This window comes from Kitasatospora sp. NPDC023385 (assembly GCF_055664045.1).
On sequence record NZ_JBVOOL010000013.1, the window covers coordinates 186957 to 212762 of the forward strand.

Annotated in this window: 22 protein-coding genes and 1 riboswitch; of the genes, 12 read left to right on the top strand and 10 right to left on the bottom strand. The window is 74.2% G+C overall.

Going from position 1 to position 25806, the window contains the following annotated elements; all coding sequences use genetic code 11:
- Positions 1 to 93: 93 nt before the first annotated feature.
- On the top strand, positions 94 to 759 hold the full coding sequence (locus tag AC0B61_RS21740; protein ID WP_471742356.1) for a DUF6629 family protein: 666 nt from the start codon (positions 94 to 96) through the stop codon (positions 757 to 759).
- Positions 760 to 893: 134 nt separating this feature from the next.
- Here AC0B61_RS21740 and AC0B61_RS21745 read toward each other — a convergent pair whose 3' ends face one another.
- Positions 894 to 2270 (bottom strand): MFS transporter, encoded by a 1377-nt coding sequence (locus AC0B61_RS21745; RefSeq protein WP_471742357.1) that lies wholly within the window; start codon positions 2268 to 2270, stop codon positions 894 to 896.
- A complete protein-coding gene (locus AC0B61_RS21750) occupies positions 2267 to 2887 on the bottom strand; it encodes an ArsR/SmtB family transcription factor (protein WP_471742358.1) in 621 nt (206 codons plus the stop codon). The genes AC0B61_RS21745 and AC0B61_RS21750 overlap by 4 nt, the downstream gene beginning before the upstream one ends.
- Positions 2888 to 3207: 320 nt before the next feature.
- On the opposite strand from AC0B61_RS21750, the gene AC0B61_RS21755 reads away from it, so the two are divergent.
- Together AC0B61_RS21755 and polX are read left to right on the top strand one after the other, a co-directional pair.
- A complete protein-coding gene (locus AC0B61_RS21755; protein WP_471742359.1) occupies positions 3208 to 3969 on the top strand; it encodes a histidine kinase in 762 nt (253 codons plus the stop codon).
- 153 nt (positions 3970 to 4122) lie between these two features.
- A complete protein-coding gene (gene polX, locus AC0B61_RS21760) occupies positions 4123 to 5850 on the top strand; it encodes a DNA polymerase/3'-5' exonuclease PolX (protein WP_471742360.1) in 1728 nt (575 codons plus the stop codon).
- A gap of 63 nt (positions 5851 to 5913) precedes the next feature.
- Here the strand turns inward: polX and AC0B61_RS21765 are convergent, their stop codons facing one another.
- Positions 5914 to 6792, bottom strand: a complete 879-nt coding sequence (locus tag AC0B61_RS21765; RefSeq protein ID WP_471742361.1) for a carbohydrate kinase family protein — start codon at positions 6790 to 6792, stop codon at positions 5914 to 5916.
- A 3-nt stretch (positions 6793 to 6795) separates the two neighbouring features.
- On the bottom strand, positions 6796 to 7851 hold the full coding sequence (locus AC0B61_RS21770; RefSeq protein ID WP_471742362.1) for a pseudouridine-5'-phosphate glycosidase: 1056 nt from the start codon (positions 7849 to 7851) through the stop codon (positions 6796 to 6798).
- Between the two features lie 148 nt (positions 7852 to 7999).
- On the opposite strand from AC0B61_RS21770, the gene AC0B61_RS21775 reads away from it, so the two are divergent.
- From AC0B61_RS21775 to AC0B61_RS21795, 5 genes are all read left to right on the top strand, one after another.
- On the top strand, positions 8000 to 8926 hold the full coding sequence (locus AC0B61_RS21775) for a LysR family transcriptional regulator (RefSeq protein ID WP_471742363.1): 927 nt from the start codon (positions 8000 to 8002) through the stop codon (positions 8924 to 8926).
- Between the two features lie 85 nt (positions 8927 to 9011).
- The gene (locus AC0B61_RS21780; protein ID WP_471742364.1) at positions 9012 to 10676 is read left to right on the top strand and encodes a peptide-N4-asparagine amidase; all 1665 of its coding nucleotides are present in this window, start codon (positions 9012 to 9014) and stop codon (positions 10674 to 10676) included.
- A gap of 444 nt (positions 10677 to 11120) precedes the next feature.
- Positions 11121 to 12041 (top strand): fibronectin type III domain-containing protein, encoded by a 921-nt coding sequence (locus AC0B61_RS21785; protein WP_471742365.1) that lies wholly within the window; start codon positions 11121 to 11123, stop codon positions 12039 to 12041.
- A 91-nt stretch (positions 12042 to 12132) separates the two neighbouring features.
- Complete coding sequence (locus AC0B61_RS21790; protein WP_471742366.1) at positions 12133 to 12726, top strand: hypothetical protein; 594 nt, start codon at positions 12133 to 12135, stop codon at positions 12724 to 12726.
- 163 nt (positions 12727 to 12889) lie between these two features.
- The gene (locus AC0B61_RS21795; RefSeq protein ID WP_471742367.1) at positions 12890 to 13714 is read left to right on the top strand and encodes a (2Fe-2S)-binding protein; all 825 of its coding nucleotides are present in this window, start codon (positions 12890 to 12892) and stop codon (positions 13712 to 13714) included.
- Positions 13715 to 13851: 137 nt separating this feature from the next.
- Here the strand turns inward: AC0B61_RS21795 and AC0B61_RS21800 are convergent, their stop codons facing one another.
- The 5 genes from AC0B61_RS21800 to AC0B61_RS21820 all read right to left on the bottom strand — a co-directional run bounded on the left by AC0B61_RS21800 (position 13852) and on the right by AC0B61_RS21820 (position 20557).
- Complete coding sequence (locus AC0B61_RS21800; RefSeq protein WP_471742368.1) at positions 13852 to 14904, bottom strand: ABC transporter permease; 1053 nt, start codon at positions 14902 to 14904, stop codon at positions 13852 to 13854.
- 215 nt (positions 14905 to 15119) lie between these two features.
- On the bottom strand, positions 15120 to 16700 hold the full coding sequence (locus AC0B61_RS21805) for an alpha-amylase family glycosyl hydrolase (RefSeq protein ID WP_471742369.1): 1581 nt from the start codon (positions 16698 to 16700) through the stop codon (positions 15120 to 15122).
- 223 nt (positions 16701 to 16923) lie between these two features.
- Positions 16924 to 17544 (bottom strand): bifunctional 4-hydroxy-2-oxoglutarate aldolase/2-dehydro-3-deoxy-phosphogluconate aldolase, encoded by a 621-nt coding sequence (locus AC0B61_RS21810; RefSeq protein WP_471742370.1) that lies wholly within the window; start codon positions 17542 to 17544, stop codon positions 16924 to 16926.
- Positions 17541 to 19226: an N-acyl-D-amino-acid deacylase family protein gene (locus AC0B61_RS21815; RefSeq protein WP_471742371.1), complete on the bottom strand. Its 1686-nt coding sequence runs from the start codon at positions 19224 to 19226 to the stop codon at positions 17541 to 17543. Before AC0B61_RS21815 ends, AC0B61_RS21810 begins: the two co-directional genes overlap by 4 nt.
- Positions 19226 to 20557: an alanine racemase gene (locus AC0B61_RS21820; protein ID WP_471742373.1), complete on the bottom strand. Its 1332-nt coding sequence runs from the start codon at positions 20555 to 20557 to the stop codon at positions 19226 to 19228. Before AC0B61_RS21820 ends, AC0B61_RS21815 begins: the two co-directional genes overlap by 1 nt.
- Positions 20558 to 20843: 286 nt before the next feature.
- Here AC0B61_RS21820 and AC0B61_RS21825 point away from each other — a divergent pair, with 286 nt between their 5' ends.
- The 4 genes from AC0B61_RS21825 (at position 20844) to AC0B61_RS21840 (ending at position 24044) form a co-directional block, all read left to right on the top strand.
- Entirely contained in the window at positions 20844 to 21998 is a 1155-nt protein-coding gene (locus AC0B61_RS21825) for a sugar kinase (protein ID WP_471742374.1), read from the top strand.
- Positions 21995 to 22744, top strand: a complete 750-nt coding sequence (locus tag AC0B61_RS21830; RefSeq protein WP_471742375.1) for an IclR family transcriptional regulator — start codon at positions 21995 to 21997, stop codon at positions 22742 to 22744. The genes AC0B61_RS21825 and AC0B61_RS21830 overlap by 4 nt, the downstream gene beginning before the upstream one ends.
- A 35-nt stretch (positions 22745 to 22779) precedes the next feature.
- Positions 22780 to 23190, top strand: coding sequence for a RidA family protein (locus tag AC0B61_RS21835; RefSeq protein WP_471742376.1), 411 nt, complete (start codon positions 22780 to 22782; stop codon positions 23188 to 23190).
- Positions 23191 to 23324: 134 nt separating this feature from the next.
- Positions 23325 to 24044, top strand: a complete 720-nt coding sequence (locus AC0B61_RS21840) for a DUF2470 domain-containing protein (RefSeq protein ID WP_471742377.1) — start codon at positions 23325 to 23327, stop codon at positions 24042 to 24044.
- 364 nt (positions 24045 to 24408) lie between these two features.
- Here AC0B61_RS21840 and AC0B61_RS21845 read toward each other — a convergent pair whose 3' ends face one another.
- Positions 24409 to 25422 carry a M23 family metallopeptidase gene (locus AC0B61_RS21845; protein ID WP_471742378.1) on the bottom strand — a complete coding sequence of 338 codons (1014 nt, stop codon included), beginning with the start codon at positions 25420 to 25422 and terminating at the stop codon, positions 24409 to 24411.
- Positions 25423 to 25424: 2 nt separating this feature from the next.
- A riboswitch (cyclic di-AMP (ydaO/yuaA leader) is annotated at positions 25425 to 25605 on the bottom strand.
- Between the last annotated feature and the right edge of the window lie 201 nt (positions 25606 to 25806).

The window sequence follows — 25806 nt, forward strand, 5'->3', positions numbered from 1 at the left end:
GCCGGGACCTGGTGGCCACCCGGGTGGCGGCACCGGTGGCGGCGCTGGCCCTGGGAACGCCGGCTAGGGGATCCGATGTGCTGGAGCGCGCAGGTGGATGCCGTGGCGGGTGGGGTGGTCGCCTGCGTGGGTGTGGGGTGCCTGGTCCGCGTCCACCGGGCCGGGCGGCCCGAGCGGTTACCGCTCGCGGCGCTCCCCGTGGTGCTGGGCCTGCACCAGCTGGTCGAGGCACTGGTCTGGCTCGGTACGGACGGCGCGCTGCCTGCCGCCCTGGCCGGGGCGGCCCGTACCGCCTGGGCGGTGATCGCGCTCCCGCTGCTGCCCGTCCTGGTCCCGGCCGCAGTGTGGTCCGCGACCACCACCGGGCCGCGCCGACGTCTGCTCGCGGGTTTCAGCCTGGCCGGTGCGGCCGTCGCCGTGCCGCTCGCCGCAGCCGTGGCCTCCCGTCCGGTGACTGCCACCGCGCACGGCCACACCCTCGGCTACGCCGTCGGCCTCCCGCACCCGGCCGTTCTCCTGACCGGCTACCTCCTGGTCACCGTGGGGTCTCTCATCTCGAGCGGCGACCGCCTGCTCCGCCGGCTCGGCCTCGTCACCGCCACGGGCGCCATCGCCTGCGCGCTGCTCTGGCGCCTCGCCTTCGTGTCCACCTGGTGCGCGCTCGCCGCCGTCGCCAGCCTCCTGCTCCTCCAGTGGGCGGGCAGCTCCTCCGAAGCCGACGACAAGACCAAGGCCGAGGCCGAGTCCGAGTCCGAATGAATCGCCCCCGCCAGCCCCCATGAGAGGAACTCATGGGCGGGTTCCGCATGAGCCGGACTCATGGACGTCTATGGACGTCCGCGATGAGCGCGCCTCATGCATGAGAGCTGCTCATGGGCGTTCATGAGCGGCGTTCACAGGCGCGCCGGTGACGGTTCCTGCTCGGCCTCTCCCGCATCCACTTCCCCCGCTTCCCCTGGGGCGCCCGCGCTGCCACGGCGACGGTCCATCTCGCGCCACTCGGGCCGGAGGCCGGCCAGGGTCGTGGTGACGAGGTAGCCGGCACCGGCCGCGAGCAGGCTGGGTACCAGACCGACCAGGGCGACCGACGTACCCGCGACGAGGCCGCCGAGGGGGATGCCGGCCCAGGCCAGGGAGTCGCCGAGGGCGTGGACTCGGCCGAGGAGGGGGCGGGGTACGCGCTCGAAGAGCACCGCGCCGAGGATCGGGTTGAGGAACCCGGAGCCGAAGCCGCCGATCGCGAACACCGTGAGCACGACCCACATCGGCGCTCCGAGGGCGAGCACCAGGAACCGGGGCGCCCCGCACAGCAGGAAGCCGACGAAGAAGACCGTCCGGCGGGGCAGGCGCGAGGCGACGGCTGCCGCGATCAGGCTGCCGACGACCGCCGTGGCGCCCATGACACCGGCGGTCAGGCCGATGGCGGCCGGGCCGTTGCCGGAGTTCCGCGCCCAGACCGGTACGAGGACGGTCGTGAAGCCGGCGTCGAGCAGGTTGGTGATGCCGACCATCACGATCACGGCGAGCAGCAGCGGCTCGGACCGCAGGAAGGCGAAGCCCTCGTGGAACATCCGCCAGTAGCCGGCGGACTGCTCCCGCTGCTCCGTGCTCTCCTCCTCCCCCGTTTCCGCCGTTCCCGCCGCCTCCGGGACCGCAGGTGTCGGCGGGCTTCCCATGCCGCGCGGCAGGGCGAGGGCGATGATCAGCGAGCCGAGCGCGAAGGTCGCCGCGTTGATCGCCAGACCGGCCAGCGGGCCCATCAGCGCGACCAGCCCGCCGCCGACCGCCGGGCCGATCGTGGAGGCCAGCCGCTCGGTGACGCCGGACAGGCCGGTGGCGCGCTCCATCGGCACCCGGGCACGGTCGGCCGCCTCCGGGACCATGACCGACTTGGCCAGGTCGCCTGGGCCGCGCATCGCACCGATCACCGCGACCATCACCAGCAGGACCCAGAAGGGCAGCAGCCCCTGGGAGTGCAGCAGCGGGACGAGCCCGGCCGCGGCGGCGCTGACCGCGTCCGTCGTCCAGGACACCACGCGCGGCCCGAGCCGGTCGACCACCGGCCCGGTCAACGCCTTGACCAGCACGTACGGCGCCATCTCGGCGAAGGCGACCAGGCCCGTCATGGTGGCACTGCCGGTGGTGGCCAGGACGAACCAGGGCAGCGCGATGGCCGAGACCCGCGTCCCGGTGACGGAGACGACCATGGCTGCGAGCACCCCGGCCAGCGGCCGGAAGCTGCGTATCGGCGTGTCCGCGGCGGTGGTCATGCGGGCTCCCCTTCGGTGTCGATGTTCTGCAGGTCCGGCAGCACGTGGAGGATCACGGACACCTGCTCGGTGCCTTCCGGGACCGCCTGCTCCGGATCCACCCGGCGGTAGCGGCCGACCACGGCGGCCAGTTCGCCGGCCAGCTGCTCGGCCTCGGCGGGTGTGAGCTGCAGCAGCGTGTCGCTGAGGTCCGTCGCCTTGCGCCAGTCCCGCGGCGTGGTCTCGAAGGCGTCCAGTGCGCGCTGCGCCGTGAGGGTGTGGGCGGCCAGCACGGACCTCAGGAAGCCGGCGGCCGTCTCCGGCTCCTCGTCGGCCAGGTCGTCTCCCGTCCAGACGGTGACCCGGTGGGCCGAGCGCCACCAGCGCTCGCGGGCGTTGCCGCGCTCGCTGTCCTCCTCGACGAAGCCCGCGGCGGCGAGCTGACGCAGGTGGTAGCTGGTGGCTCCGGAGTTGAGCCCCAGCTGCTCGGCCAGCCTCGTCGCCGTGGACGGACCGTGCTTGCGCAGCAGCCCGACCACCTGCATGCGCACAGGGTGCGCCATCGCCCGCATGCCCTTGGCGGTGAGGGCGATGTACGGGTCGTCGCTGTGCTTCCAGCCGCGGTCGTCGTCGGTCATGGCAGGAGCATAGGACCGCAAAAGAACCTTTGCAAAGAGTTTTTTGCGTAGGACTCCTTGCGGTTCAGGGAGCCTCGCCCCACGCCCAACCCCCGCCCCCTCGCACCCACCCCCTCCCGCTCATCCCCGCCCGCTCATCCCCGCCAGTCGGGGGGTGCCCGGCCGGCCGCTCGGCGGGGGCTCGGGCCCGGTTCGCGTCCCGGGGCGGGATTGTCACCCGGGCGGGCGAGGCGCAGGCTGTCAGGAGGGCCCGGGAAGCGGCCCGCCACGGCCGGCCGCGAACCGATGACGGCCGCCGGTGAGGTACGAGGGGCAGGGCGATGGCACGCAGGCTCTGGGGCTTCGTCGCGTCGGGAGCCCGGGCGCTGGGCGCGGCCCGTGCCGCCGGCGGCACGGGCCGCCGAAGCGGGTCCGGGCGCGCGGGTGAACTGGTGGCCGTCGGGGCCGAGGAGGGCGTCGGCCCGTTCCCGTCCGGCACCATGGCCGCGCCGAGGGTGCTCACCCGCACGGAGCTGGAACGGCTGCGGTGGACCGGTCGGCAGGAGGGGTGCGAGCCGATGGCCCGGCACGTCCAGGTGGCCGACGTGGTCCGCCGGGTGGTGCGCGGCGGCGGCCGCGCGGAGGCCGTCACGGTCCGGCTGGCGCCCGGTCTGCCGGTGGTGACCGGGGACGCCCGACGGCTGGAGGCGGCCGTCGCCGGGTTGGTCGACCACGCGATCCGGCGCAGCCCGCTGGGCGGCCGGGTGCTGGTACGGGCCGAGGTGGCGGGCGGCGCGTCCGCACGGCGGCCCTCCGGACGGGAGGTCGCGGCACCGGGCCCGGACTTCGCACGGGTCGGCGGTCGGGACGTCAGGCGGCGCGGCGGGCGGAACGGCGGACGGGTGGAGATCCGGATCTCCGACCGGGGCGGCGACGAGCTGCCGGAGGCGCGCGAGGGGTTGCTCGCGGGTGTGCGGGTCGACGGCCCGGTCGGGCCGGCCCTGCACAGTCTGGTGCTGGCGGCGGGCGGCCGGCTCGCGGTCGAATCCACCCCGGGCGGCGGGCTGACCGTGGTCCTGCTGCTGACCATCGCCTACGACTGACGACGCACCGACGCGGGCAAACCCCCGACGGAGCGCACCAAACCCAGACGAGACACCGGCAAACCCCGACAGGACACGGGCAAACCCCCACGGGACGAGGCAGCGCCGTCCGCCCGCCCGGCGAACCCGCCCAGCCGAACCTAGACTTGCCCCATGCCCAGGCTCAACGACCAGGTCAGTGAGCTGCTCCAGGAGTACGCCGATCTGATCAACATCACCGGCGGGGACGCCTTCCGGGCCCGCGCCTACGAGAAGTCCGCCCGCGCGGTCGGCGGCCACCCCGAGGACCTGGCCGGCCTGGACGTCAAGGGCCTGCAGCAGATCCCCGGCGTAGGGAAGTCCACCGCCGAGAAGATCGCCGAGTACCTGTCCACCGGCAGGATCGCCGCCCTGGACGCCCTGCGCGCCAAGATCCCGGCGGGTGTCCGGGAGATCATGGCCGTCCCCAGCGTCGGCCCCAAGCGCGCCCTCGCCCTGTACCGCGACCTCGGCATCGCCTCCGTGGACGAGCTCGCCGAGGCGGTCCGCGCCGAGAAGCTGTCCGGCGTGGCGGGGTTCGGCGAACGCAGCGGCGAGAAGATCCTGCACGGCATCGAGCTGATGCGGCAGTCCGGCGGCCGCACCCTGCTGGACACCGCGACCGAGTTGGCCGACCAGTTGGTCGCCGCACTGTCCGCCGTCCCCGGCTGCACCCGCTGCGCGTACGCGGGTTCGCTGCGCCGGATGCGCGAGACGGTGGGCGACATCGACGTGCTCGCGACCGCCGAGGACTCCGCCCCGCTGATGGCCGCGCTCACCGAACTCCCTTACGTGGCCGAGGTGATCGCGAGCGGGACGACCAAGACCTCGGTGCGCACCACCCGGGGCGTCCAGGTGGACCTGCGGGTCGTCCCGGAGGAGGACTGGGGCGCGGCGCTGGTCTACTTCACCGGGTCGAAGGCGCACAACATCAAGCTGCGTACGCGGGCGGTCCGGGCCGGGCTGAAGCTCTCCGAGTACGGGCTGTTCGAGGTGGACGGCGGCGCCAAGGTGGTCTCGCAGACCGAGGACGAGGTGTACGCGGCGCTCGGCCTGCCGTGGATCCCGCCGCCACTGCGCGAGGACCGGGGCGAGATCGAGGCCGCGCTGAACGGTGAACTCCCGGACCTGGTCCAGGAGTCCGACCTGCGCGGGGATCTGCACACGCACACCGACCTGACCGACGGGCTGGCCACCCTGGAGGAGATGATCGACACCGCGGCCGCCCGCGGCTACTCCTACTTCGCCGTCACCGACCACGCGCCGAACCTGGTGATGCAGCGGATGACCGACGAGAAGATCCTCGCCCAGCGCGAGCGGCTGCGGCAACTCGCCGACCGCCACAAGAAGTTGCGCCTGCTGCACGGCACCGAGCTGAACATCGACCCGGACGGCGGCGTGGACTGGCCGCCCGAGTTCCTGGCCGGCTTCGACGTCTGCGTGGCCTCCGTGCACTCGCACTTCACCCTCGACCGCGCCGCCCAGACCCGCCGGCTGATCCGCGCCTGCGAGAACCCGTACGTGCACGTCATCGGCCATCTCACCACCCGCCGGATCGGCAGCCGCGGCCCGATCGACGTCGACCTGGACGCGGTGTTCGAGGCCGCCGCGCGCACCGGCACCGCGATCGAGGTCAACAGCTCGCCGCAGCGGCTCGACCTGCGCGACGAGGACATCCTGCGGGCCAAGCGCCACGGCGTCCGCTTCAGCATCGACAGCGACGCCCACGCGACCCCGCACCTGGCCTACCCGCGCTACGGCATCGGCACGGCGCAGCGCGGCTGGCTCACCGCCGAGGACGTGGTCAACACCTGGACGTGGCAACGGCTGAAGCGGTTCCTCCGCAAGGACGCGCTGCGCTGACACACTGGCGCCAACGCACCCGCACGCGCACCCGCACCCTCGCGACCGCACCCCTGTCGACCGTCACTCCTCCCCGCAGGACGCCCCCGGCGAGGCCAGCACCCGGGAGGCGCTGCGGTGCCCGCGCCCGGTCGCCAGCCGCAGGTCGCCGGTTTCCAGGAACCCGGCCAGGAACCCCGCCGCGAAGGCGTCCCCCGCCCCGGTGAGGTCGCGCACCTGCGCCACCGGCGGCACCGGCACCGTGAACAGCCCCTCGCCGGGCGCGTCGACGGTGGTGGCCTCGGCGCCCGCCTTGGTGACCACCGTGGTGGCCGCCAGCCGGGCGCGCTCCGGCCCGGGCAGGCCGTCCACCAGCAGCCCTAGGAAGGCGGACTCGGAGCGGTTGGCGAACACGAAGGTCGGCGCCAACTCGGCCAGCAGGGCGAGGAAGCGGCCCCGTCCGAACTGCTGCAGCATGCCGGTCGAGGAGGCGTCCACCGAGGTGGTGGCGGCCGCCCGGCGGGCCCGGACGAGCGCGTCCACCGAGGTGGCGCCGACCGGCTCGCCGTCGAAGGAGTAGGCCGGGACGTGCAGGTGGGTCAGGCCGGCCAGCCATTCGTCCGGGACGCGTTCCAGCAGGGTGGCGGCGCCCCGGTCGGGCAGCATGGTCCGCTCGCCGTCCTGGTCGATCAGCACGACGATGCTGCCGGTCCGGCCGCGCCGGGACACCCGCACGTCGACGCCGTGGCCGCCCAGTTCGGCGACCACGCCGTCTCCGGCCGCGTCCTCGCCGACGCAGCCGAGGAAGCGGGCCGGGTACTGCCCGGCGGCGAAGCGGGCGACGTTGGCCGCGCTGCCGCCGCGCCGCCGGAAGACCCGGGCGCCGGTGTCGGTGCCGTGGCGCAGCGGGCCGTCGACCCAGACCACGACGTCCTCGACGAGGTCGCCGAGCACCCCGAGCACGGCTCAGGCCCCGGTCTCGGCGGTCGACGCAGCCGACGCAGCCGACGCAGCCGACGCAGCCGACGCGCCCGACGCGGCCAGGGCCGTCGCGATCTCGCCGCCGAGGCGGACGTTGCCCCGGTAGACCTCGACGTTGACCTCCAGGCTGCGGCCGTCGGTGTCGCGCTGGATGTGGTCCAGCAGGAACGGCGTCGAGGCGTTGCCGGTGATGCCCTGGCGCTCGGCCTCGGCCCAGGCGCGGGTCAGGATGCCGTCCAGTTCCTCCGGCGGCAGCTGCTTGGCCGGATCGACCGGGTTGGCGATCAGGACGGCCTGCGGCAGGTCGAGCCGGTCGCGGGCATCGATGACCTTGGCGGCCTCCTCGGGCGAGTCGACGCTGAAGTTGATCTCGTGGCCGGAGTCGGTGACGTAGAAGCCCGGGTACTTGCGGGTGCGGTAGCCGATGACCGGGATGTTGAGAGTCTCGAAGCGCTCCAGGGTGGCCCGGATGTCGAGGATCGACTTCACGCCGGCGCTGATCACGGTGACCGGGGTGGCGGCCAGGGTGGTCAGGTCGGCCGACTCGTCGAAGCTCTCGGAGGCCCCGAAGTGGACGCCGCCGAGGCCGCCGGTGGCGAAGACCCGGATGCCGGCGCGGTGGGCGAGGAAGGCGGTCGCCGCGACGGTGGTGCCGCCGTGGCGGCCGAGCGCGGCGACCACCGGCAGGTCCCGCAGGCTGACCTTGTCCAGGCCGTCGATGGCGGCGAGTTCGGTGATCTGCTCGGTGCTCAGACCGACCGTGGGCACCCCGGCGTGCACGCCGATGGTCGCCGGAACGACGCCCGCCTCCCGCAGCCGCTCCTCCGCCTCCAGCGCGACGGCGAGGTTGCGGGGGCGCGGCAAGCCGTGGGTGAAGATGGTGGATTCCAGGGCGACCACGGGCCGGCCGGCGGCGAGGGCCCGCGCGACCTCCTCGGTGACGCGGACGGCGGGTACGGTGCGGCCGGCGGGTACGGCGGGGCTGGCGGGGGCCGCGGCGCCGACGGGCGTGCTGGGGGTGCTGGTCGGAAGTCCGGTCATGTCGCGAACTCTCTGTGAGATGCCACTGCGGCGGGGCAACGTGGTGCTCAGCGTAGGGACGGTTCACATCGGGATCCAGAATGAGTCCTGGGGCTACCGATAGGCCGTCACCTATTGGTTCGTTCACCCCTCCCCTACCCTGGCGACCATGGGTTTCACCTTGCGTCAGCTGGAGGTCTTCCTGACCGTGGCCGGGACGCTGCACTTCGGACGGGCCGCCGAGCGGCTGCACATCTCGCAGCCGACGGTCAGCCAGGAGGTCGCCCGGCTGGAGCGGACCGTCGGCGTCGAGCTGTTCGACCGCAGCCGCCGCTCCGTCGCCCTGACCGGGGCGGGCGAGGTGATGGCCGCCGAGAGCGCGCGACTGCTCGGCCAGGCCGAGGCGCTGCTGGCCCGGGTCCGGCTGCACGAGGAGGCCCGGCTGGGCACGGCCCGGATCGTCGCCTCGCCGAGCGTGGTGAACCGGCTGCTGCCCGCCGTGGTCAGCCGGGCCGAGCAGGAGCTGCCCGAGCTCGACACCGTCGAGCAGGCCGTGGACACCGGCCAGGTCTCCACCACCCTGGCCGCCGAGCTGGCCGACATCGGCCTCGGCCGGTTCCTGGACGAGGTGGACGGCTACCGGCTGGAGCGGATCGCCGACGAGCCGGTCCTGGTCGCGCTCGGCCGGGACCACCCGCTGGCCGGCCGCGCCGGCCTGCGCCTGACCGAACTGCGCGACCTGCCCCTGCTGCTGTGGCCGCGCGAACAGCACCCCCGCTACTACGACCACGTGCTCGGCCTCTGCGGGGACCGCGGCGTCGACCCGCCGATCCTGGTCAGCCCGCCACGGATCGTCGGCTCGCGGCTCTACCTGCTCGCCCGCAACCGCGCCTTCTCCCTCGTGCCCGGTTCGATGACCGGCCACCTCACCGAGGACGTGGCCACCGTACGGCTGGAGGGGCGGGCCACCCTGCCGCTGGAGATGCAGTGGCGGGTGGACGACGTCCGGCCCCGGCTGGCCACCCTGCGCGACCTGATCCGGCAGGAGGCGGCGGCGCTCGAAGCGCCGCAGCAGGACCTCGACCAGCACCCTTGACGCTGGCATGCCACCGCCGGAAGGATGCCGGATCATCCCTCCGGCCCGCGGCAACCCCACGGGCCGCCCGACCCCGGGATCCGTCTTGGCCCTGCGCCCGCTGCTCCGCCGCGCCGCCGGATTGTTCGGCGCCGCCGTCCTCTCCCTCGCCGGCACCCTCACCGCCGCCGGCCCCGCCCACGCCGACTTCGGCACCGACTACCACGACCCGGTCACCGCCACCAAGCCCCTCACCCGGCCGGACACCCGCTCCTGCACCGTCGAGGTGATGCACGAGCGCGAGTTCCGCAACGGGTACGGCAGCCCGCCCGACACCCCGTACAGCGCCACCCTCACCCCGCCCGCCGACTGCGCGGGGCCGTGGTCAGCGGTGACCCTGGACCTGCACGGGCAGGTCGCCGGGCGGCAGTTCGACCGGATGTTCAGCGTCCGCGTCGGCGGCGTCCAGGTACTGCTGTCCTCCACCCCGGAGCCGTCCAAGGACGGCATCGCGTGGAACGTCGAGCACGACGTCACCCGCTACGCCCCGCTGTTCGCGGCCGGCCCGCAGGAGTTCTCCTTCGACCTCGCCAACGTCACCGACGCCACCTACACCGGCGTCTTCACGATCAGCGCGAGCCTGACCTTCCACACCACGAACGACCGCTGGCCGGCCGCCCGCACCGCCGACCGGCTGCTCACCACCGGACCGTTCTCGCTCACCCAGGCCGCACCCACCGCCGGGCGCGAACTCACCTTCCCGCAGAACCTCGAACGCCTCACGGCCGAGGTCTACACCCGGGGCGGCGGCGCCTGCGAGGAGTTCGCCTACGCCTCCGCGCCGGACGCCTTCGTCGCGGCCAACCCCGGCCTCGGCGCCTGCGGCAAGGGCCCGTTCCGCGAGCTGCGGCTCACCGTGGACGGCCGGGTGGCCGGTGCCGTCTGGCCGTACCCGGTGATCTACACCGGCGGGTGGGATCCGCTGCTCTGGCGGCCCGTCCCCGGCATCTTCGCCTTCGACCTGCCCGCCTACCGGCTCGACCTCACCCCGTACGTCGGTCTGCTGCTCGACGGCCGCCCGCACACCGTCGGCGTCGCGGTGAACGCGACCGAGGCGCAGAGCAACGACGGCTGGACCGGCCAGGTCAACCTCTTCGCCGAGACCGACCACGGCGCCGCCCGAACCACCGGGCAGCTCACCGAGCACCGGGTCGCCCCCGAGGCCGCCGTGACCACGCAACTCGCCGACCACGGCGGCGGCAGCGGGGACTGGACGGTCACCGCCGCCCGGCACGACCTCGCCCGGGGCTGGGTGCAGACCTCCCACGGCCGGATCACCACCGAGGTCCGCGACGACCTCGCCTTCAGCTCCGCCCAGCAACTGCGCGACAGCGGCAACGACATGGCCCTGCACAACGGCGCCGACCTCACCCGCACCACCGCCACCTGGGGCGGCGGACCGCACCGCACCACCACCGTCCACGAGGGCGAACCACTGGACGTCACCTACAAGGTGAGCCACGACGCGGCCGGCAACACCGACCAGACCACCGCCATGGACCTCGGTTACCACCGCGACGCCACCACGGCCACCGGCGCCCACGTCACCGAACGCTCGACCGTCGACCACACCCTGCGGCCCACCGCCCAGCGGCACGACGGCGACCGCACCGTCCGGACCGGCAGCAGCACCGAGGACTACCGGAGCACCGGGCCCGACGGGCCGTACCACCGGACGCTGGACTTCGTGGACGGCTGGCCGCGGCCCTGACCGATCTACCACGGCTCCGAATTACGAAAATTGCCCGAATTCATACCGCTCACCCCTGGTGCGCGCCGCGTACGAGGCGCATGATGGGAAGTGGACCTGCGAGGTAGCTGAAGGAAGTTCGACCGCAGGAGGCAGTGGCGACAGATCGAGACGGATCATGGTCTGCCGCTGATTCTCTACCTCGGTCGACGATCGAACTACCGGCCGGAGGACGTCAAGTCCGGAGGCCACCCCCACCTCGTAGGTTCCGCGTGTCCACGGAGCATCCCCTCGACTCCGTGGACACGCTGTTCCCCGGGGCGGCCTGGTCCACACCGGCCGGCCGGCGGTTCGGTACGGCGTCGCCGTGGCGTTCCTTACGGCGTCGCCGACCGGCGGGAAAGTTCACGTCGATGCCCTGGCACGACCCCGGCGCGGTTCACCTCCGTTCGGTGAGCTGCCGCCATGAACGCTTCCCGTGGACGTCTTTCCGTCAGCCGGCGCGGGCTCCTGGCCGGCGCCACCGGTCTCGGCCTCGGCGGTGCCGTGTCCCTCTCCGGCCTCGCCGACACCCCCGCCGCCGCTGCCCCGCCCTCGCCGCTGCTGTGGCAGCAGCCCGGACGCTCCGGCGCTCCGCGGGTGGGCGGCCTGCACCTCCAGTTCGGCTCGGACGCCTCGCGTGAGGTGGTCGTCTCCTGGCACACCACCCGGTCCGTCGCCAACCCCCGGGTGGTGTACGGCACTTCGAACGGCGGCTTCGGCCGGACCACCCAGGCGGCGACCCGCACCTACCGGGACGCCGCCTCCGGCGCCGAGGTCCAAGCCCACCACGCCCGGCTGACCGGCCTGCACCCCGACACGGACTACGTCTACGCCGCCGTCCACGACGGCGCCACCCCCGAGCTGGGCACCGTGCGCACCGCCCCGCGCGGCCGCACCGCCTTCACCTTCACCAGCTTCGGCGACCAGGGCACCCCCACCCTCGGCAGGAAGACGGCCAACGGGTACGTCAACGACAACCTGGGCAGCCCCGCCGCCGGCGACACCACCGCCGGGGTCGAACGGATCGCCCCGCTGTTCCGCCTGCTCAACGGCGACCTCTGCTACGCCAACATCGCCACCGACCGGGTCCGCACCTGGTCCGACTGGTTCGAGAACAACACCCGCTCGGCCCGCCACCGCCCCTGGATGCCCACGGCCGGCAACCACGAGAACGAGAAGGGCAACGGCCCGGTCGGCTACGGCGCCTACCAGGCCTACTTCGACCTGCCGGACTCCGGCTCGGACGACGAACTGCGCGGCCTGGAAGCGACGCCGGCCGAGCCTGCCGGGCAGCTCTTCCGAGGGAGGCGGCCTCCTCCTCGGGAAGGAGCCCGCCGGCCGTGAACTCCCCTCCCCAGCGGGAGGTTCCCCCGCGCGGGCGGCAGCAGACTCGTTGCCGTCGGAACCACCGCCCCCGAAGGAGGACTGAACCGTCATGAACCGTCGGCTCGCCATCACCGTGGCCTCGCTGCTCCTGCTCGCCGCGACGGCCGCCCCAGCCACAGCCGTACCCGCCTCGGCCGCACCCGCACCCGCACCCGCACCCGCGACAGCTGCCACCGCGGCGTCGGCCTCCGCCGCAGAACAGGGCGGGGCGGTGAGCGTGCGCGGCAGTGGTGACACCGTCCTCACCTCCGCGTTCCGCGACTTCGCGGGCGACGCGGTCCGGATCACGCTGGACGCCCATGCCGCCGCCAACACCGACCCGGGCGGCGCCCGCGGGCACTTCCACGTCCGCCACGTCCACACCGACGGCCGGCTGGTCGCCGACTTCGAGGGGGACATCACCTGCCTGGGCGTCGGCGGCCGGGAGGCGATCGCCACCGGCGTGATCACCAAGGGCGAGGCGCCGTGGTTCCCCGGTCTGGAGATGACCGGTCAGAGGGTCTCGCTCTCGGTGGAGGACGACGGTCGGCACGGGGACCGGATCGGCTGGGTCTGGGGGGCGCTGGGGCAGCCGGTGGCGGACTGCCAGGGGGCGGTACCGTTCATCCGCACGACCGGTGGCGACTTCACCGTGCGCGGCTGACGCCCGCCCGACCAGGGCCTTCCCGGGTCGCCGGACGGGTACGCGCGCCGCCGCCGACCCGCACAGCCGGACAACCTGGAGGCCCGATGTCGCCCGCCCGCCCGACCGCACCCGGGCCATCCGATCCAGGTGCGGGGTTCAACGGCCGCACAGGGGAGGGCCGTTGAACCCCGCACCCGAACCGCTCGGCCCCACGCCCGATCCTCCGGACCCGGCTCCCGGTCCGCCCCCGCCCGACTACGGCCGACTCGCCGCCGTCGGCCCGTACTTCGCGCTGGACACGTCCCCGGACGCGACCCCGCCCGCCGGCTTCCGACCGCTGTCCGAGCTCTTCGACACCGGGCCGGACGCGCCGCTGGCCGCGCGGCTGCGGGTCGTGGCGCAGCGGCTCGGCACCACCGAACTCCGGGTCGCCGCCTCGGTCCTGCACCTGGGACTGGCCGCCCGCTTCTGGTCGGTGGGCCTCGGCTCGGCCGTCCTGCTGGGGGCGGTGCCGACGCTGGAACGCGCCTGGGCGCGCATCCCGGACCAGGGCCCGCTGGACCTGTGGACGCCACCGCAGCCGGTCCGGCCCGATGCCGATGCTGATGCCGGTCCCGGTCCCGACCCGCACGCCGGCCCCCGCCCCGCTGCTCTCGTCGACCAGCTCCACGAGGCCGTCCTGCTCGGCCAGTTGGAGCCTCTGGCGGCAGCCGTCCGCGCCGCCGTCCCGCTCTCGCCGCGCCTGCTGCTCGGCAACGCCGCCTCCGCACTGGCCGGTACGCTGCGGGTGCTGGACGCCCACGCGCCGCATGGCGCACGGGCGTTGGCCGCCGAGCTGCTGGACCGCCCGCCGCTGGCCGGGTCCGGCACGCTGCGCGTGGGGCCGCGCGGTACGGCCTTCCGGCGGCACAGCTGCTGCCTCTACTACCGGGTCGGCCCGGGCGCCGGGCTCTGCGGGGACTGCTGCTTCACCGTGCCGCCCACCCGGAAGGAGCGGTACCGCTAGCTCCGAACCATTGGTCGACCCCTGCCCAAGGGACGCGTTTCGGCCCGCGTCCGGCTTGTCCAGGGCCGGGCGCGGGCCGTCGATCCTCACCCGGCGCCGATGCCCCTGGCACCGGGTGAAGCCTTCCGAGCGGGCGGTCAGACCGCGACCGCCTCCTCCATCTCCTCCTCGGCCTCCACCGGCGTCTCCACGGGACGGCGCCCGCGGCCCTCGTACCTCGCCGCGGCGACCAGGGCCGCGCCGCCGAGGAGCAGCCAGACCAGGAGGGTCACCACGTGACCGCCGAGGCCGGCGCCGCCGTCGAAGTACAGGATGCTGCGCGCGCCCTCCTGGAAGCCGGCTCCGGTCCAGAAGCCGTGCAGGCTCCCGAAGAAGCCGTTCTGCAGTTCGGGCCGGTAGATGCCGCCGGAGGAGGTGAAGTTGAGCATGACGAAGAGGACCATCATCGTCAGCGTGGTCCACTTCTTCAGGAAGCTGTGCAGGCCGATGCCGATCAGCACGATGCCCGCCGAGTAGAGCCAGCCGAGCGCCCAGACCGCCGCGTGGTCGTGGTCGACGACGTGGAAGACGGGTCCGGCGGTGACGATCCCGATCAGGCTGACCAGCAGCGAGACCGCCACCCCGACCAGCGCCCGGACCCGCATGCTCAGCGCGGCCCCGGCGGCGCCGATCACCGCCACGCTCGCGTACGAGCCGATGCTCAGCGCGACCAGCAGGAAGAACAGGCCCTGGCCGGTCGGGTCGCCCTTGGCGGGGGTGGTCAGGTCGGTGACGTGCAGGGGCACGCCCTGCTTGTCGGTGACGTTGGTGAACACCGCCGTGGCGGCCACCACCGAGGTGTCGGAGTTGCCCTTGGCCACGATCAGTTCGGGGCTCCTGACATCCGGGACGAAGGCGCCGACCAGGCCGCGGTCGCGCAACTGGTGCTCGGCGGTGGCGCGGTCGTCGACGGTGCGGACGTCGAGGGCGTCCCCGGCCTTGTCCTGAATCGCCCGCGCCAGCCCGTGCGCCTGCGGTGTGGCGCCGACGACGGCGACCTTGAGGTGGTGCGGTTCGGGCTGGTGGAAGGCGCCCTGGTAGGCGAGCGCCATGCCGAGGCACATCAGCAGCGGGGTGATCAGGTGGACGGCGAGGTGCTTGAGCGAGTGCCCCAGGGTGGGCGCTGCGGCGGGGTTCCGGGGTGTGCTCATGGCGTTCGTACCGTCCTCCGTGGTGGCGCGTTCGATCGGGAAGGTGGCAGGTACCACCAATTCAGGTGGTAAATGCAACCATCTATGGATGGAGTTTACAACTATCCGACCGTGATCGGAAGCCGACCCCGACCGCCGGCCTTCCACCCGCCCCCCGGCCCGGCGGCCCTGCGCGCCCCGCGCTCACCCCAGCCCGGTGGCGTCTCGCCCCGCGCTCACCCCAGCTCGAACACCCCGTACCCGAACCCGTCCGCCCGCAGCTCCCCGTCCGCCACCCGCACGCCCTGGACCTCCAGCGGCCGGACGCCCCCGTGGTCCAGCCGTACGGCCACCGGCTCCCGGCGCGGGTTGACCGCCACCAGGTACCGCCCGTCCCGGGTGTACACCAGCGGGTACCCGGCATGCCGGACCTCCACCCCGCCGCCGGAGCCCAGCCCCGGGTGCGCGCGGCGCAGGGCGATCAGCCGCCGCACCGTGTGCAGCAGCGAGGTCGGGTCGGCGCGCTGGGAGAGCACGTCCGGGCGGTGCGGGTCCGGGTCCACCGGCAGGTACAGCCGCTCGGGCGGCGCGCTGGAGAAGCCTGCCGAGGGGCCGGGCGTCCACTGCATCGGGGTGCGCGAGCCGGCCCGGTTGAAGCGGGGGCCGAGCACGCTGCCCTCCGTGTCCGGCAGGCCGGGCAGGTAGCGCATGCCGATCTCGTCGCCGTAGTAGACCGCCGGGAGGGTCGGCCAGGTGAGCAGGAAGGCGAAGGCGGGGGCGAGTTGTTCGGCGGTGCGCGAACCGGCGGCCAGCCGCGAGAAGTCGTGGTTGGCGGTGGGCAGCACGATGTGTCCGCTGCCGTCGGCGAGTTGGGCGGCGGAGCGCCAGGCGTCCAGGAAGGGCTGCGGGGTGCCCCGGCCCTCGGCCTCGAAGTAGCAGGATTCCTGCTGCCAGAACTCCTCCACCGTCCCGCCGTTGTTCTGCCACAGCGACCGCAGCGGCAGCCCATGGTCGGCGCCGCCGAAGTGCAGGAAGAAGTCCGCGTGGAAACCGGCCGCGACGGCGGCGGCCGGGTCGCCCCATTCGGCGAGCAGGGCGGCCTCGGGGTGGCTGCGGTCCAGCCAGTCGCGCAGTTCGGTCCAGAGCTTGGCGGTCTCGGCCTTGCCCGGGTCGTCCTTGACCAGGGAGTACGCCATGTCCACCCGGAAGCCGCAGACGCCGAGGCCGAGCCAGTGCGCCATGATGTCGCGCAGCGCGGCCCGGTTGGCGCGCGGCCCTTCGGCATCCACCGACTGGCGCCAGGGTTCCTCGGAACTGCTGCGCGCGTAGCCGAAGTTGAGCGCCGGCTGGCAGTCGAAGAAGTTCGGCCGGTACCAGCCGGGGCGGCTGCCCGGCGAGGCGACGAAGCCGTCCACCGGGCGGTCGGCCCAGACGTAGCGGTGGTCGGACGGGTCCTGGGCGGCGGCCAGGAACCAGGGGTGGCGGTCGGAGGTGTGCCCGGCGACCAGGTCCAGCAGGATCCGGATGCCCCGGCGGCGGGCGGCCTCGACCAGCGCGACCAGGTCCTCGGTGCGGCCGTAGCGCGGGGCGGGCGTGAAGTAGTCGCTGACGTCGTACCCGGCGTCGCGGAACGGCGAGGCGAAGCACGGGTTGAGCCAGACCGTGTCGACGCCGAGCCAGGCGAGGTGGTCGAGGTGCTCCGTGATGCCGGCGAAGTCGCCGATGCCGTCGCCGTCGGAGTCGGCGAAGGTCTGCGGGTAGATCTGGTAGAGGACGGCATCGGCGAGCCAGTCGGGGCCGGGGCGGGTCGAGGTCATGGGGCGGGTCCTCCTACCGGGTCCGGGGGCCCGGAGTGCACCGGGCGGGGCTGAGCCGGGCCGGACTCGGCCGGGGCCGAGCCGGGGTGCCACCGATTCTCGTCCAATCCCGGCCGTCCCGACAGCCCGCCTCGCCCCGGCGGCGGTCGACCGCGGCGCTGGTCGACCCCGGCGCGGATCGACCCGGGCGCCGATCGACCGTGACGCCGATCGACCGCGACGCCTACGACGCCCCGCAGGCCTCCGTGAACGCCCGGGCCCGCCGGGTGATCTCCGCCCAGTCCCCCGCCGCGACCGCCGCCGGCGGCACTACGTCCGTCCCCGCGCAGACCGCGAGCGCGCCCTGCCCCAGGAACTCGGCGGCGTTGCCCGCGGTGACCCCGCCGGAGGCCACCAGCGGAACGTCCGGGTACGGGCCGCGCAGGTCCTTGAAGTAGCCGGGGCCGAACGCCCGGGCCGGGAAGATCTTGACGGCCGCGGCACCGAGGTCCACCGCGCGGGCCACCTCGGTCGGGGTGAGCGCCCCGAGCACCACCGGCACCCCGGCGGCCCGCGCCGCCTCCGCCACCTCGGGCCGGCAGCCGGGTGTGACCAGGAAGGACGCGCCCATCGCGACCCCCCGCTCGGCCTGCTCGGCGGTCAGCACCGTCCCGACGCCGACCCGCCACCCGGCCTGCGACGCGTTGCGCAGATGGCCCGTCACATCCGGTGTGGTGTACGTGAATTCGGTCCAGTTGATGCCGCCTGCGGCGAGCGCCGCGCACAGTGCCGGGGCGTCCGGGATCCGCGGCGCGCGGACCACCGCGATCACCCGGTCGTCCCGCAGGGCGGAGAGGGAGTTCATGCGGCTCGGGCTCCTCGGTCGGTGCGGCGCAGGGCGCGCCCGGGCCGGGCGCCGGTGGTGCGGCCCTGCCGGACGACGGCGATGCCGTTGACGTACACGTGCTCGATGCCCTCGGCGGGCAGTCGGGGGTGCTCGAAGGTGGCGGCGTCCCGGACGCGTTCGGGATCGAGGAGCACCAGGTCGGCGTGGTGCCCGGGGGCGATCCGGCCGCGCCGGTCCAGCCCCAGCCGGGCGGCAGGCCTGCCGGTCATCCGGGCGACCGCCCCCTCCAGCGTCAGCACGCCCAAATCCCGGCTGTAGTGGCCGAGGAAGCGCGGGAAGGTGCCCCAGGCTCGCGGGTGGGGGCGGGCGCCGACCAGCAGCCCGTCGCTGCCCACGGTGTGCACGCGGTGACGCATGATCGCCCGGACGTTCTCCTCGTGCCCGACGTGCTGGAGGATCGTGGTGGCCAGCTCGTCCCGGCGCAGCAGGTCGAGGAACACCTCCGTGCCCGTCCGCCGTTCCTCGTCGGCGAGTTGGGCGACCGTCCGGCCGACCGTCCCGGCGAGCGCGGCCGACCGGACGCCGGAGATCTGGATCGTGGCCCAGTCGGCGACCACGCCGTGGCAGCCGTCGCTGCCCTTCTCCTCCACGTCGTAGCGGATCCGGGCGCACTGCGCCGGGTCGGCGAGCCTCGCCAGCGTCGCCGCCGGGCCGCCCTCGGTGGCCCAACTCGGCAGCAAGGCGGCCAGCGTGGTGGAACCGGGCAGGTAGGGGTAGCTGTCCAGGGTGAGGTCGACGCCATCGGCGAGCGCCCGGTCGACCAGCTCCAGCAGCTCGCCGGCCCGGCCCCGGTTGACGCCGAAGTTCATCGTGGCGTGGGTCAGGTGCAGCGCGCAGCCGCTCCGCCGGGAGATCTCCACCATCTCCGCGTAGCCCTCCAACGCGCCCTCACCGTACGATCGTTGGTGCGGAGCGTGGAAGCCGCCGTAGGCCGCGACGATGGTGCACAGCTCGACCAGCTCGGCGGTGTCGGCGTAACTCCCGGGCGTGTAGCTGAGGCCGCTGGACATGCCGACCGCGCCGTCCAGCAGGCTCTTCGCCAACACCTGCCGCATTCGGTCGAGTTCGGCCCGGGTGGGCGGACGGTGGGCCCAGCCCATGACCAGCGTCCGCAGCGTGCCGTGCGGCACCAGGTAGCAGGAGTTGACGGCGACGCCGGTGCGGTCGATCCGGTCCAGGTAGCCGGCGACGTCGCGCCAGTCCCAGTCGAAGTCCGCCGGATCGCCGTTCCAGCCCGCGAGTTGGCGCCGCAGCCCGGGCAGCGTGGTGTCGTCGACCGGGGCGTAGGACAGGCCGTCCTGGCCGAGTGCCTCACAGGTGACGCCCTGGGTGACCTTGGCCGGGTGGTCGGGTTCGAGCAGCAGGGCGAGGTCGGAGTGGGCGTGCATGTCGATGAAGCCGGGGGCGAGGACGAGGCCGTCGGCATCCACCACCTCGGGGGCGTGGAGGCGGTCGCCGATGTCGGTGATCAGGCCGTCGGCGATCCGGACGTCGGCCCGGTAGCGGTCCGCGCCGGTGCCGTCCACGACGGTGGCGCCCCGGAAGACCGTCGCCCCCGGCCCGGCCGCGCCACCTCCCGTCCCGCCCGCGCCCGTCTCACCCGCGCTCGCCCCGCCCGTGCCCGCGCCCGTCCCGGCCATCAGAAGAACGTCCTGACCAGCCCGGTGATCTTCGGCTCGGCCGCGTCCGCGGAATCCAGCACCGGGATCGCCGTCCACTTGTCGAAGGCCGTGCACGGGTGCGACACCCCCAGGCGCAGCACCGCGCCGATCGGCGCGAGGTCGCCCGCGTCGCGCAGGAAGGCGTGCTGGTCGTTGAGCGCGGTGATCCGGGCCGCCGTGCCGGTCAACCGGGCGCCGCCGCGCACCTCTTGCGGCTCGGGCAGGCCCTCGTCGAAGGGCAGGTCGCGCTTGCCGGCGTCCAGCAGCGCGAGGTGTGGCTCGGGCCGGGAGATCACCCGGGCCCAGCCGTGCAGCGCACCGCGGAACGGCGCTTCGCCGCTGTTGCGGGCGAGCGGCGAGATGCCCCGGTAGAAGCCGTCGTCGTGGGCGATGTACGCGCCCGAGCGCAGCACCACCAGGGCGTCCGGCAGCTCCGTCAACTCCTCGACCACCAGGTCGAAGTAGGCACTGCCGCCGGCCGTGACCACCGGTGGCGCGTCGTCCGGGTAGGCGTTCGCGAGCCGACCGTGGAGCCGGCCGAGGTCCCGCAGGTAGCGGCGCACGGTGGCAAGGCCCTCGGTCGAGGCGTCGTGGGCGAGCGCGCCCTCGTACCCGCCGACGCCCGCGAGGCGCAGGGTGGGGGCGCGCAGTACGGCGGCGGCGACCTCGACGGCGGCGTCGAGCCCGCGGGCGCCGGTCCGGCCGCCGGGGCCGCCGAGTTCGATCAGCACCTCGACCGGCCGCTCGGCCCCGGCGGCGCGCAGTGCCTCGTCCATCAGTCGCGCGCTCTCGGCGGAGTCGACCCAGGAGACGAAGGCGAAGCCCGGGTCGGCGGCCAGTTCGTCGGCGAGCCAGGCCAGTCCGGCCGGGTCGAGCAGGGTGTTGGCGAGCAGGATCCGCTGCACCCCGAAGGCCCGGGCGACCCGTACCTGGGGCAGGTTGGCGAGGGTGATGCCGTGGCTTCCGGCGTCGAGCTGCGCCTGCCAGAGCGCCGGTGCCATGGTGGTCTTGCCGTGCGGGGTGAGCGCCACGCCCGCTTTGGCGCACCAGTCGGCCATGGTGCGGATGTTGTGGTCGAGCGCGGCGCCGTCGAGGGTGAGCAGCGGGGTGCCGAGCGAGGAGAGGGTCGGGCCGGTGGCCAGCCATTCCCGCACGGTGCGGCCCCGGGGCGCGGCGTCCGGCCGCCCGGCGCGGGGAGTTGGCGAGGGCGCGGCCTTGAACCGCCAGTCCAGCGGTTCGTCGGCCAGGGCCGCCACCGCGCCGGCGTCGATGCCCGGGCCGGTACCGCTGGTTGCGAAGGTCTGCTCCACGGTCTTCCTCCATCCGATATGTTGCAACATGCGCAACGAGGGTTGCACATGTTGCCAGCACGGTTCTAGCATCGGCGCCGGATCACGGTCAACGGAAACCGGCCGCACTCCACGACTGCGGCTCCTGCTCCGGCTCGCGCTCGACGGGCGCCGCCCGTCTCCCGGCGGAGTCGGCGCACGACGGAGTCGACGCACGGTCGGAATCGACGCGCCGGTCGGAATCGACGTGCCGGTCGGCGCCGTCGGCCCGCTCTCGACGGAACGGCCGCAGACAGGAGCCCAGCACATGCCGCGACAGGACCCCCAGGGCCCGACCCGCCCCGGCCTTCCCCCGACGGCCGTGTGCGTGGGCGAGTCGATGGCCGTCCTGCTACCGGACCGCCCCGGCCCGCTGGAGTCGGTCGAGAGCTTCCGGCTCTCGGTCGGCGGCGCCGAGTCCAACGTGGCCGGCGCCCTGGCCGCACTCGGCGTGCCCACCGCCTGGATCAGCCGGGTCGGCGACGACGGCTTCGGCCGCCGACTGCTCGCCGAGGTCGCCGCCCGCGGCGTGGACGTCTCGGCCGTCGCGGTCGACCCGCACCGCCCGACCGGCCTCTACCTCAAGGAGGTCGGCGGCACCACCGGCCACCACCACGACCTCGGCCCCGGCCGCAGCCGGCTGCACTACCACCGGCGCGGCTCCGCGGCCGCCGCACTCTCCCCCACCGTGCTCGCCGATCCGGCGGCCGCCGCGTTGCTGTCCGGCGCCCGGCTGCTGCACCTGTCAGGCATCACCGCCGCGCTCTCCGACGACTGCCTGGCGCTGCTGCGCGCCCTGCTCGCCGACCGCCGTCCGGGCCGGCTGGTCAGCTTCGACCTCAACTGGCGCCCCTCGCTCTGGCGCGACCGCGACCCGGCCGTGCTGCCGCCGCTGCTGGACGCCGCCGATCTGCTGCTGCTCGGCGCCGACGAGGCGCAGGCCGCCTTCGGCACCGACGACCCGGCCGCCCTGCGCCGGCGCTTCCCCTCGCCCGCCACCCTGGTGGTCAAGGACGCCGCCCGGCACGTCACCGCCCTGGAGCGGGACGGTACGGCGGTCACCGAGCCGGCCCTCGCCGTCGAGGTGGTGGAGGCCACCGGGGCGGGCGACGCCTTCGCGGCCGGCTACCTGGCCGGCACTGTCCGGGGCCTGGACCAGCGCCGTCGGCTGCGGCTCGGCCACCTGAGCGCCGCCTGCGCGCTGACCGCCCACGGCGACCAGGCCGAACTGCCGCCCGCCGCCGTGGTGACCGCGCTGCTCGACGCCTCCCCCGCGCACTGGGCGGCCACCAGGGTCACCGCGGACGGCATCGCCGGGCCGGCCCTGGCCACCGAGCTCCAGCGCCCTACCGCCCGGACGACCGCCCACCGGGGCCCGGGCACAATGAGCGGAAATCCCAGCCCTGGAAGCGGAGCACGATGAGCCAGACCGTCACCCGCGCCCTGCGCATCCTCGCCGAGCTCGGCGAGGGCGAGCGCTCCCTCGACCAGCTCGCCGAGGTGCTCGGTGTTCACAAGACGACCGTGCTCCGTCTCCTCCAGAGCCTCGAAGAGGAACGGTTCGTCTACCGCGACGCGGCCTACCGCTACCACCTGGGCGCCGGCCTCTTCGCCCTGTCCGGCCTGGCCCTGGAACAGCGCGGCATCCGCCGGATCGCCGCCCCGCACCTGGCCGAGCTGAACGCCGCCACCGGCCAGACCGTGCACCTGGCCGCGTACGAGGGTGGCGAGGTGGTGTACATCGACAAGTTCGACTCCCGCCACCCGGTGCGGATGTACTCCCGGATCGGCCTGCGCGCCGCCCTGCACAGCGCCGCCGTCGCCAAGGTGCTGCTGGCCGACCTCCCGCTGCCGGAGCGGCGCCGGGTGGTGGCCGGGATCGACTTCACCCCGCACACCGAGCGCACCCTCACCACGCCGGAGGCGCTGCTCGGGGAGTTGGAGAAGGTCGCGGCCCAGGGCTGGGCGCAGGACCACGCCGAGCACGAGGCCTTCATCAACTGCGTGGCCGCGCCGATCCGGGACGCCAGCGGCCGGGTGGTCGCCGCCGCCTCGATCTCCGTCCCGGACGTCGTCCTCCCGTACGAGCAGGTGCTGGACCTCCTCCCCCAGCTGCTCGCCGCCGCCCGCGCCGTCTCGGCCGACTGCGGCCGCCCCGACCACAACTGACGCCCTGCCACCGACCGTAAGGAATCCCGCACCCCATGTCCTCCGACAAGACCGAGATCCGCACCGACGGCGCCCCCGCCCCGGCCTGGACGTTCTCCCAGGGCGTCCGCAAGGGCCCGATCCTGCAGGTGTCCGGCCAGGGCCCGCAGGACCCGGCGACCGGCGAGTACCTGCACCGCGGCGATGTGAAGGCGCAGACCCGGCGCACCCTGGAGAACGTCAAGGCCATCGTGGAGGCCGGCGGCGCCACCATCGAGGACGTGGTGATGTTCCGCGTCTACCTCACCAAGCGCGCCGATTTCCCGTTGATGAACGAGGTCTACGCCGAGTTCATCGGCGAGAACATCAAGCCCGGCGGGGTGAAGCCCTGCCGCACCACCGTCTTCGTCGAGCTCCCGCAGGAGCCGATGCTGGTCGAGATCGACGCCCAGGCCGTCGTGGCCTGACGCCCCCTCCGACCCGCCCACCGGGGGCCCGGACACCTCCCCGCGTCCGGGCCCCCACCGTGCACGGACGCCTGCTTGCCACACCCCGGCACGGACATTAGGTTAGGCTCACCTAACTTACTGGAGGTCCGTCCATGAGCCTGCCCACCGGCGACACCGAGGTCCCCGAGCCCACCACCGCCGAACGGATCCACAGCCTGCTCGGCGCGACCTCCTCGCTCACCGTCCGCGCCCTGGGCGAACCCCACGCCCTGGACACCCCGGTCTCCGTCCACGGCTCCCGCCTGCGGCTGCGCGCCCCACTGGACGCCCCGCTCACCGCGGCCGCCGCCCACGCCACCGACGGCCTCGCCGTCGTCCTCGACGTCACCGACGTCTCCCCGGTCGCCGTCCGCGACCGGGTCCGCGCCCGCCTCACCCTGGCCGGGCGGCTGCACCTGGCCCACCTCGCCGACGACGGCCTCAGCGTCCACCTGCGCGTGGACGTCGCCCACGCCGTCCTCGCCACCCCGTACGGCACCGGCGCGATCACCGCCGACGACCTCGCCCTCGCCGCCCCCGACCCGCTGGCCCGCCACGAGGCGGCGCTGCTCACCCACCTCGCCGACGACCACGCCGACGCGCTCGACGTCCTCACCCGCCTGCTCGACCCGGCGCTCCTCGCCCGCACCCCGGACGTCCGCCCGCTCGCCCTGGACCGCCACGGCCTGGTGCTGCGCCTGGACCACCCGGAGGGCCACCGCGACGTCCGCCTGGTCTTCCCCGAACCGGCCCGCGACACCGAGGACTTCGGCCACCGGATGCACGACCTGCTGTCCGCCGCCCGCTCCGGCCAGCCCGTCCACCGCAGCTGAGACGGGCTCACCGCTCGACGGCGCCCTCCAGCACGATCCGCCCCATCCGCGCGTACCGCACCGGCCGCCACCGGCGCACCGCGAGCGCCGGCACCGCCGGCGAGACCGCCCCCAGCTGTGAGCGCGCTCTCGAACGACCCCAGCCGCCCCCGACCACCCCCAGCCACCCCTGGCCGACCCCGGAAAAGGCAGTGGCCGGCCCGGCTCGTGAGGGAGGTTGGTCCCACGAGCCGGGCCGGCCTGGGCGTGTCCCGCGCCCATGTCCGCCGTACGGCGATCACCCGGTCGAGCGGTCACCCGACATGACCATCCCGGAGGATCGATTCGCTCCGCAGCAGCGGTGGTTCCTGAAGCCCCGGAAGGGTCAGAGCGCGACGCCGTGCGCGCGCAGGTAGGCGACCGGGTCGATGTCCGAGCCGTACTCCGGACCGGTGCGGATCTCGAAGTGCAGGTGCGGGCCGGTCACGTTGCCGGTGGCGCCGGAGAGGCCGAGCTGCTGGCCGACGGTGACGGTCTGACCGATCTTCACACCGATCGACGAGAGGTGCGCGTACTGCGCGTACTTGCCGTCGGCGAGCTTGATCTCGACCTCGTTGCCGTAGGCGCCGCCGTTGCCGGCCTTGACCACGACACCGTTGGCGACGGCGCGCAGCGGGGTGCCGGTGGAGGCGACGAAGTCCTGGCCGGTGTGGTGGCCGGAGGCCCACATCGAGCCGGCCACGCCGTAGGCCTCACCCAGCACCGGGTTGGCCAGCGGGGCGACGTAGCCGGAGGTGGCGGCGACCGGAGCGGCCGTCACGGCCTGGGCCGGGGCGGCGGTCTGGACCTGGGTCTGCACCTGGGCGGCCGGCTTGGCGGCTTCGGTCTTGACCTGGACCTGGACCTGGGCCTGCGGCTTTGCGGCCGCGGCGGCCTGGGTGACCGGCGCAGTCGGCTTGGCGGGAGCGGCCGGCTTCGCCGGGGCGGCGTCCGCGGACGGCGCGGCGGGGTGGCCGGCGATCGCGAGCTGCTGGCCCGGGAAGATCAGGTTCGGGTTGGCGCCGACGACCGAGCGGTTCTGCTCGAACAGCGCCTGCCAGCCACCGTCGACGTGCTTGACGTCGGCGATCTTGGACAGGGTGTCGCCGCTGACGACGCGGTAGCTCTCGTGCGCGGTGGGCGCGGTGGGCGCGGCAGGCGCGGCGGTCTGGGCGGCCGGCTGGGCCTCGGCGCCGGCGGCGGACTGCACAACCGGGGCGGCCGGGGCAACCGGGGAGGTGTGCGCCTGGGCGCTCACCGCGGTCACGAGCGGAAGGACGAACGAGACGCCGGTGACGGCGGTGGCGATGCCGATACGGGCGGCGCGGGGCAGGACGATACGACGGGCCTGTGCAGGCATGGAACTTTCCTCTCCGACGCCTGCGAGGTGAGCTGTCGGGTTCGGGCTGGAGTTGCCCGGCCGCATGCGCGGCTTCACCCCTAGCCGGCCCTGGTCGTCCGCGCCCTGAGGCGCGAACTCCGGTCCGGCGACTTACCTGTGGGTCCCCCGCTCCTGCCGTACAGAGTTCAGTTCGAACCACCGGGCAGCGGCAGGATTCGGCGTTCCGCCCGGCGGATCCGTCCGGACTGGCCGGGCGGTCGCTGAACTAAAACCCATCCGTTCGGGTGAAGCAATGTCGATCTCTTGAATCGACAACCACCTACCGCCCCGCGGTGACCCTCCGGATGCCCCCCTGCACGATGCGTACACAATCCATTCACCGCGCGCCACTGATCCACGACC

Bases quoted from the DNA above. Each gene is read 5' to 3' on its own strand.
- AC0B61_RS21745 (WP_471742357.1), bottom strand. From the start codon at position 2,270: ATGACCACCGCCGCGGACACGCCGATACGCAGCTTCCGGCCGCTGGCC.
- AC0B61_RS21750 (WP_471742358.1), bottom strand. From the start codon at position 2,887: ATGACCGACGACGACCGCGGCTGGAAGCACAGCGACGACCCGTACATC.
- AC0B61_RS21755 (WP_471742359.1), top strand. From the start codon at position 3,208: ATGGCACGCAGGCTCTGGGGCTTCGTCGCGTCGGGAGCCCGGGCGCTG.
- polX (WP_471742360.1), top strand. From the start codon at position 4,123: ATGCCCAGGCTCAACGACCAGGTCAGTGAGCTGCTCCAGGAGTACGCC.
- AC0B61_RS21770 (WP_471742362.1), bottom strand. From the start codon at position 7,851: ATGACCGGACTTCCGACCAGCACCCCCAGCACGCCCGTCGGCGCCGCG.
- AC0B61_RS21775 (WP_471742363.1), top strand. From the start codon at position 8,000: ATGGGTTTCACCTTGCGTCAGCTGGAGGTCTTCCTGACCGTGGCCGGG.
- AC0B61_RS21785 (WP_471742365.1), top strand. From the start codon at position 11,121: ATGAACGCTTCCCGTGGACGTCTTTCCGTCAGCCGGCGCGGGCTCCTG.
- AC0B61_RS21790 (WP_471742366.1), top strand. From the start codon at position 12,133: ATGAACCGTCGGCTCGCCATCACCGTGGCCTCGCTGCTCCTGCTCGCC.
- AC0B61_RS21800 (WP_471742368.1), bottom strand. From the start codon at position 14,904: ATGAGCACACCCCGGAACCCCGCCGCAGCGCCCACCCTGGGGCACTCG.
- AC0B61_RS21805 (WP_471742369.1), bottom strand. From the start codon at position 16,700: ATGACCTCGACCCGCCCCGGCCCCGACTGGCTCGCCGATGCCGTCCTC.
- AC0B61_RS21810 (WP_471742370.1), bottom strand. From the start codon at position 17,544: ATGAACTCCCTCTCCGCCCTGCGGGACGACCGGGTGATCGCGGTGGTC.
- AC0B61_RS21815 (WP_471742371.1), bottom strand. From the start codon at position 19,226: ATGGCCGGGACGGGCGCGGGCACGGGCGGGGCGAGCGCGGGTGAGACG.
- AC0B61_RS21825 (WP_471742374.1), top strand. From the start codon at position 20,844: ATGCCGCGACAGGACCCCCAGGGCCCGACCCGCCCCGGCCTTCCCCCG.
- AC0B61_RS21830 (WP_471742375.1), top strand. From the start codon at position 21,995: ATGAGCCAGACCGTCACCCGCGCCCTGCGCATCCTCGCCGAGCTCGGC.
- AC0B61_RS21835 (WP_471742376.1), top strand. From the start codon at position 22,780: ATGTCCTCCGACAAGACCGAGATCCGCACCGACGGCGCCCCCGCCCCG.
- AC0B61_RS21840 (WP_471742377.1), top strand. From the start codon at position 23,325: ATGAGCCTGCCCACCGGCGACACCGAGGTCCCCGAGCCCACCACCGCC.
- AC0B61_RS21845 (WP_471742378.1), bottom strand. From the start codon at position 25,422: ATGCCTGCACAGGCCCGTCGTATCGTCCTGCCCCGCGCCGCCCGTATC.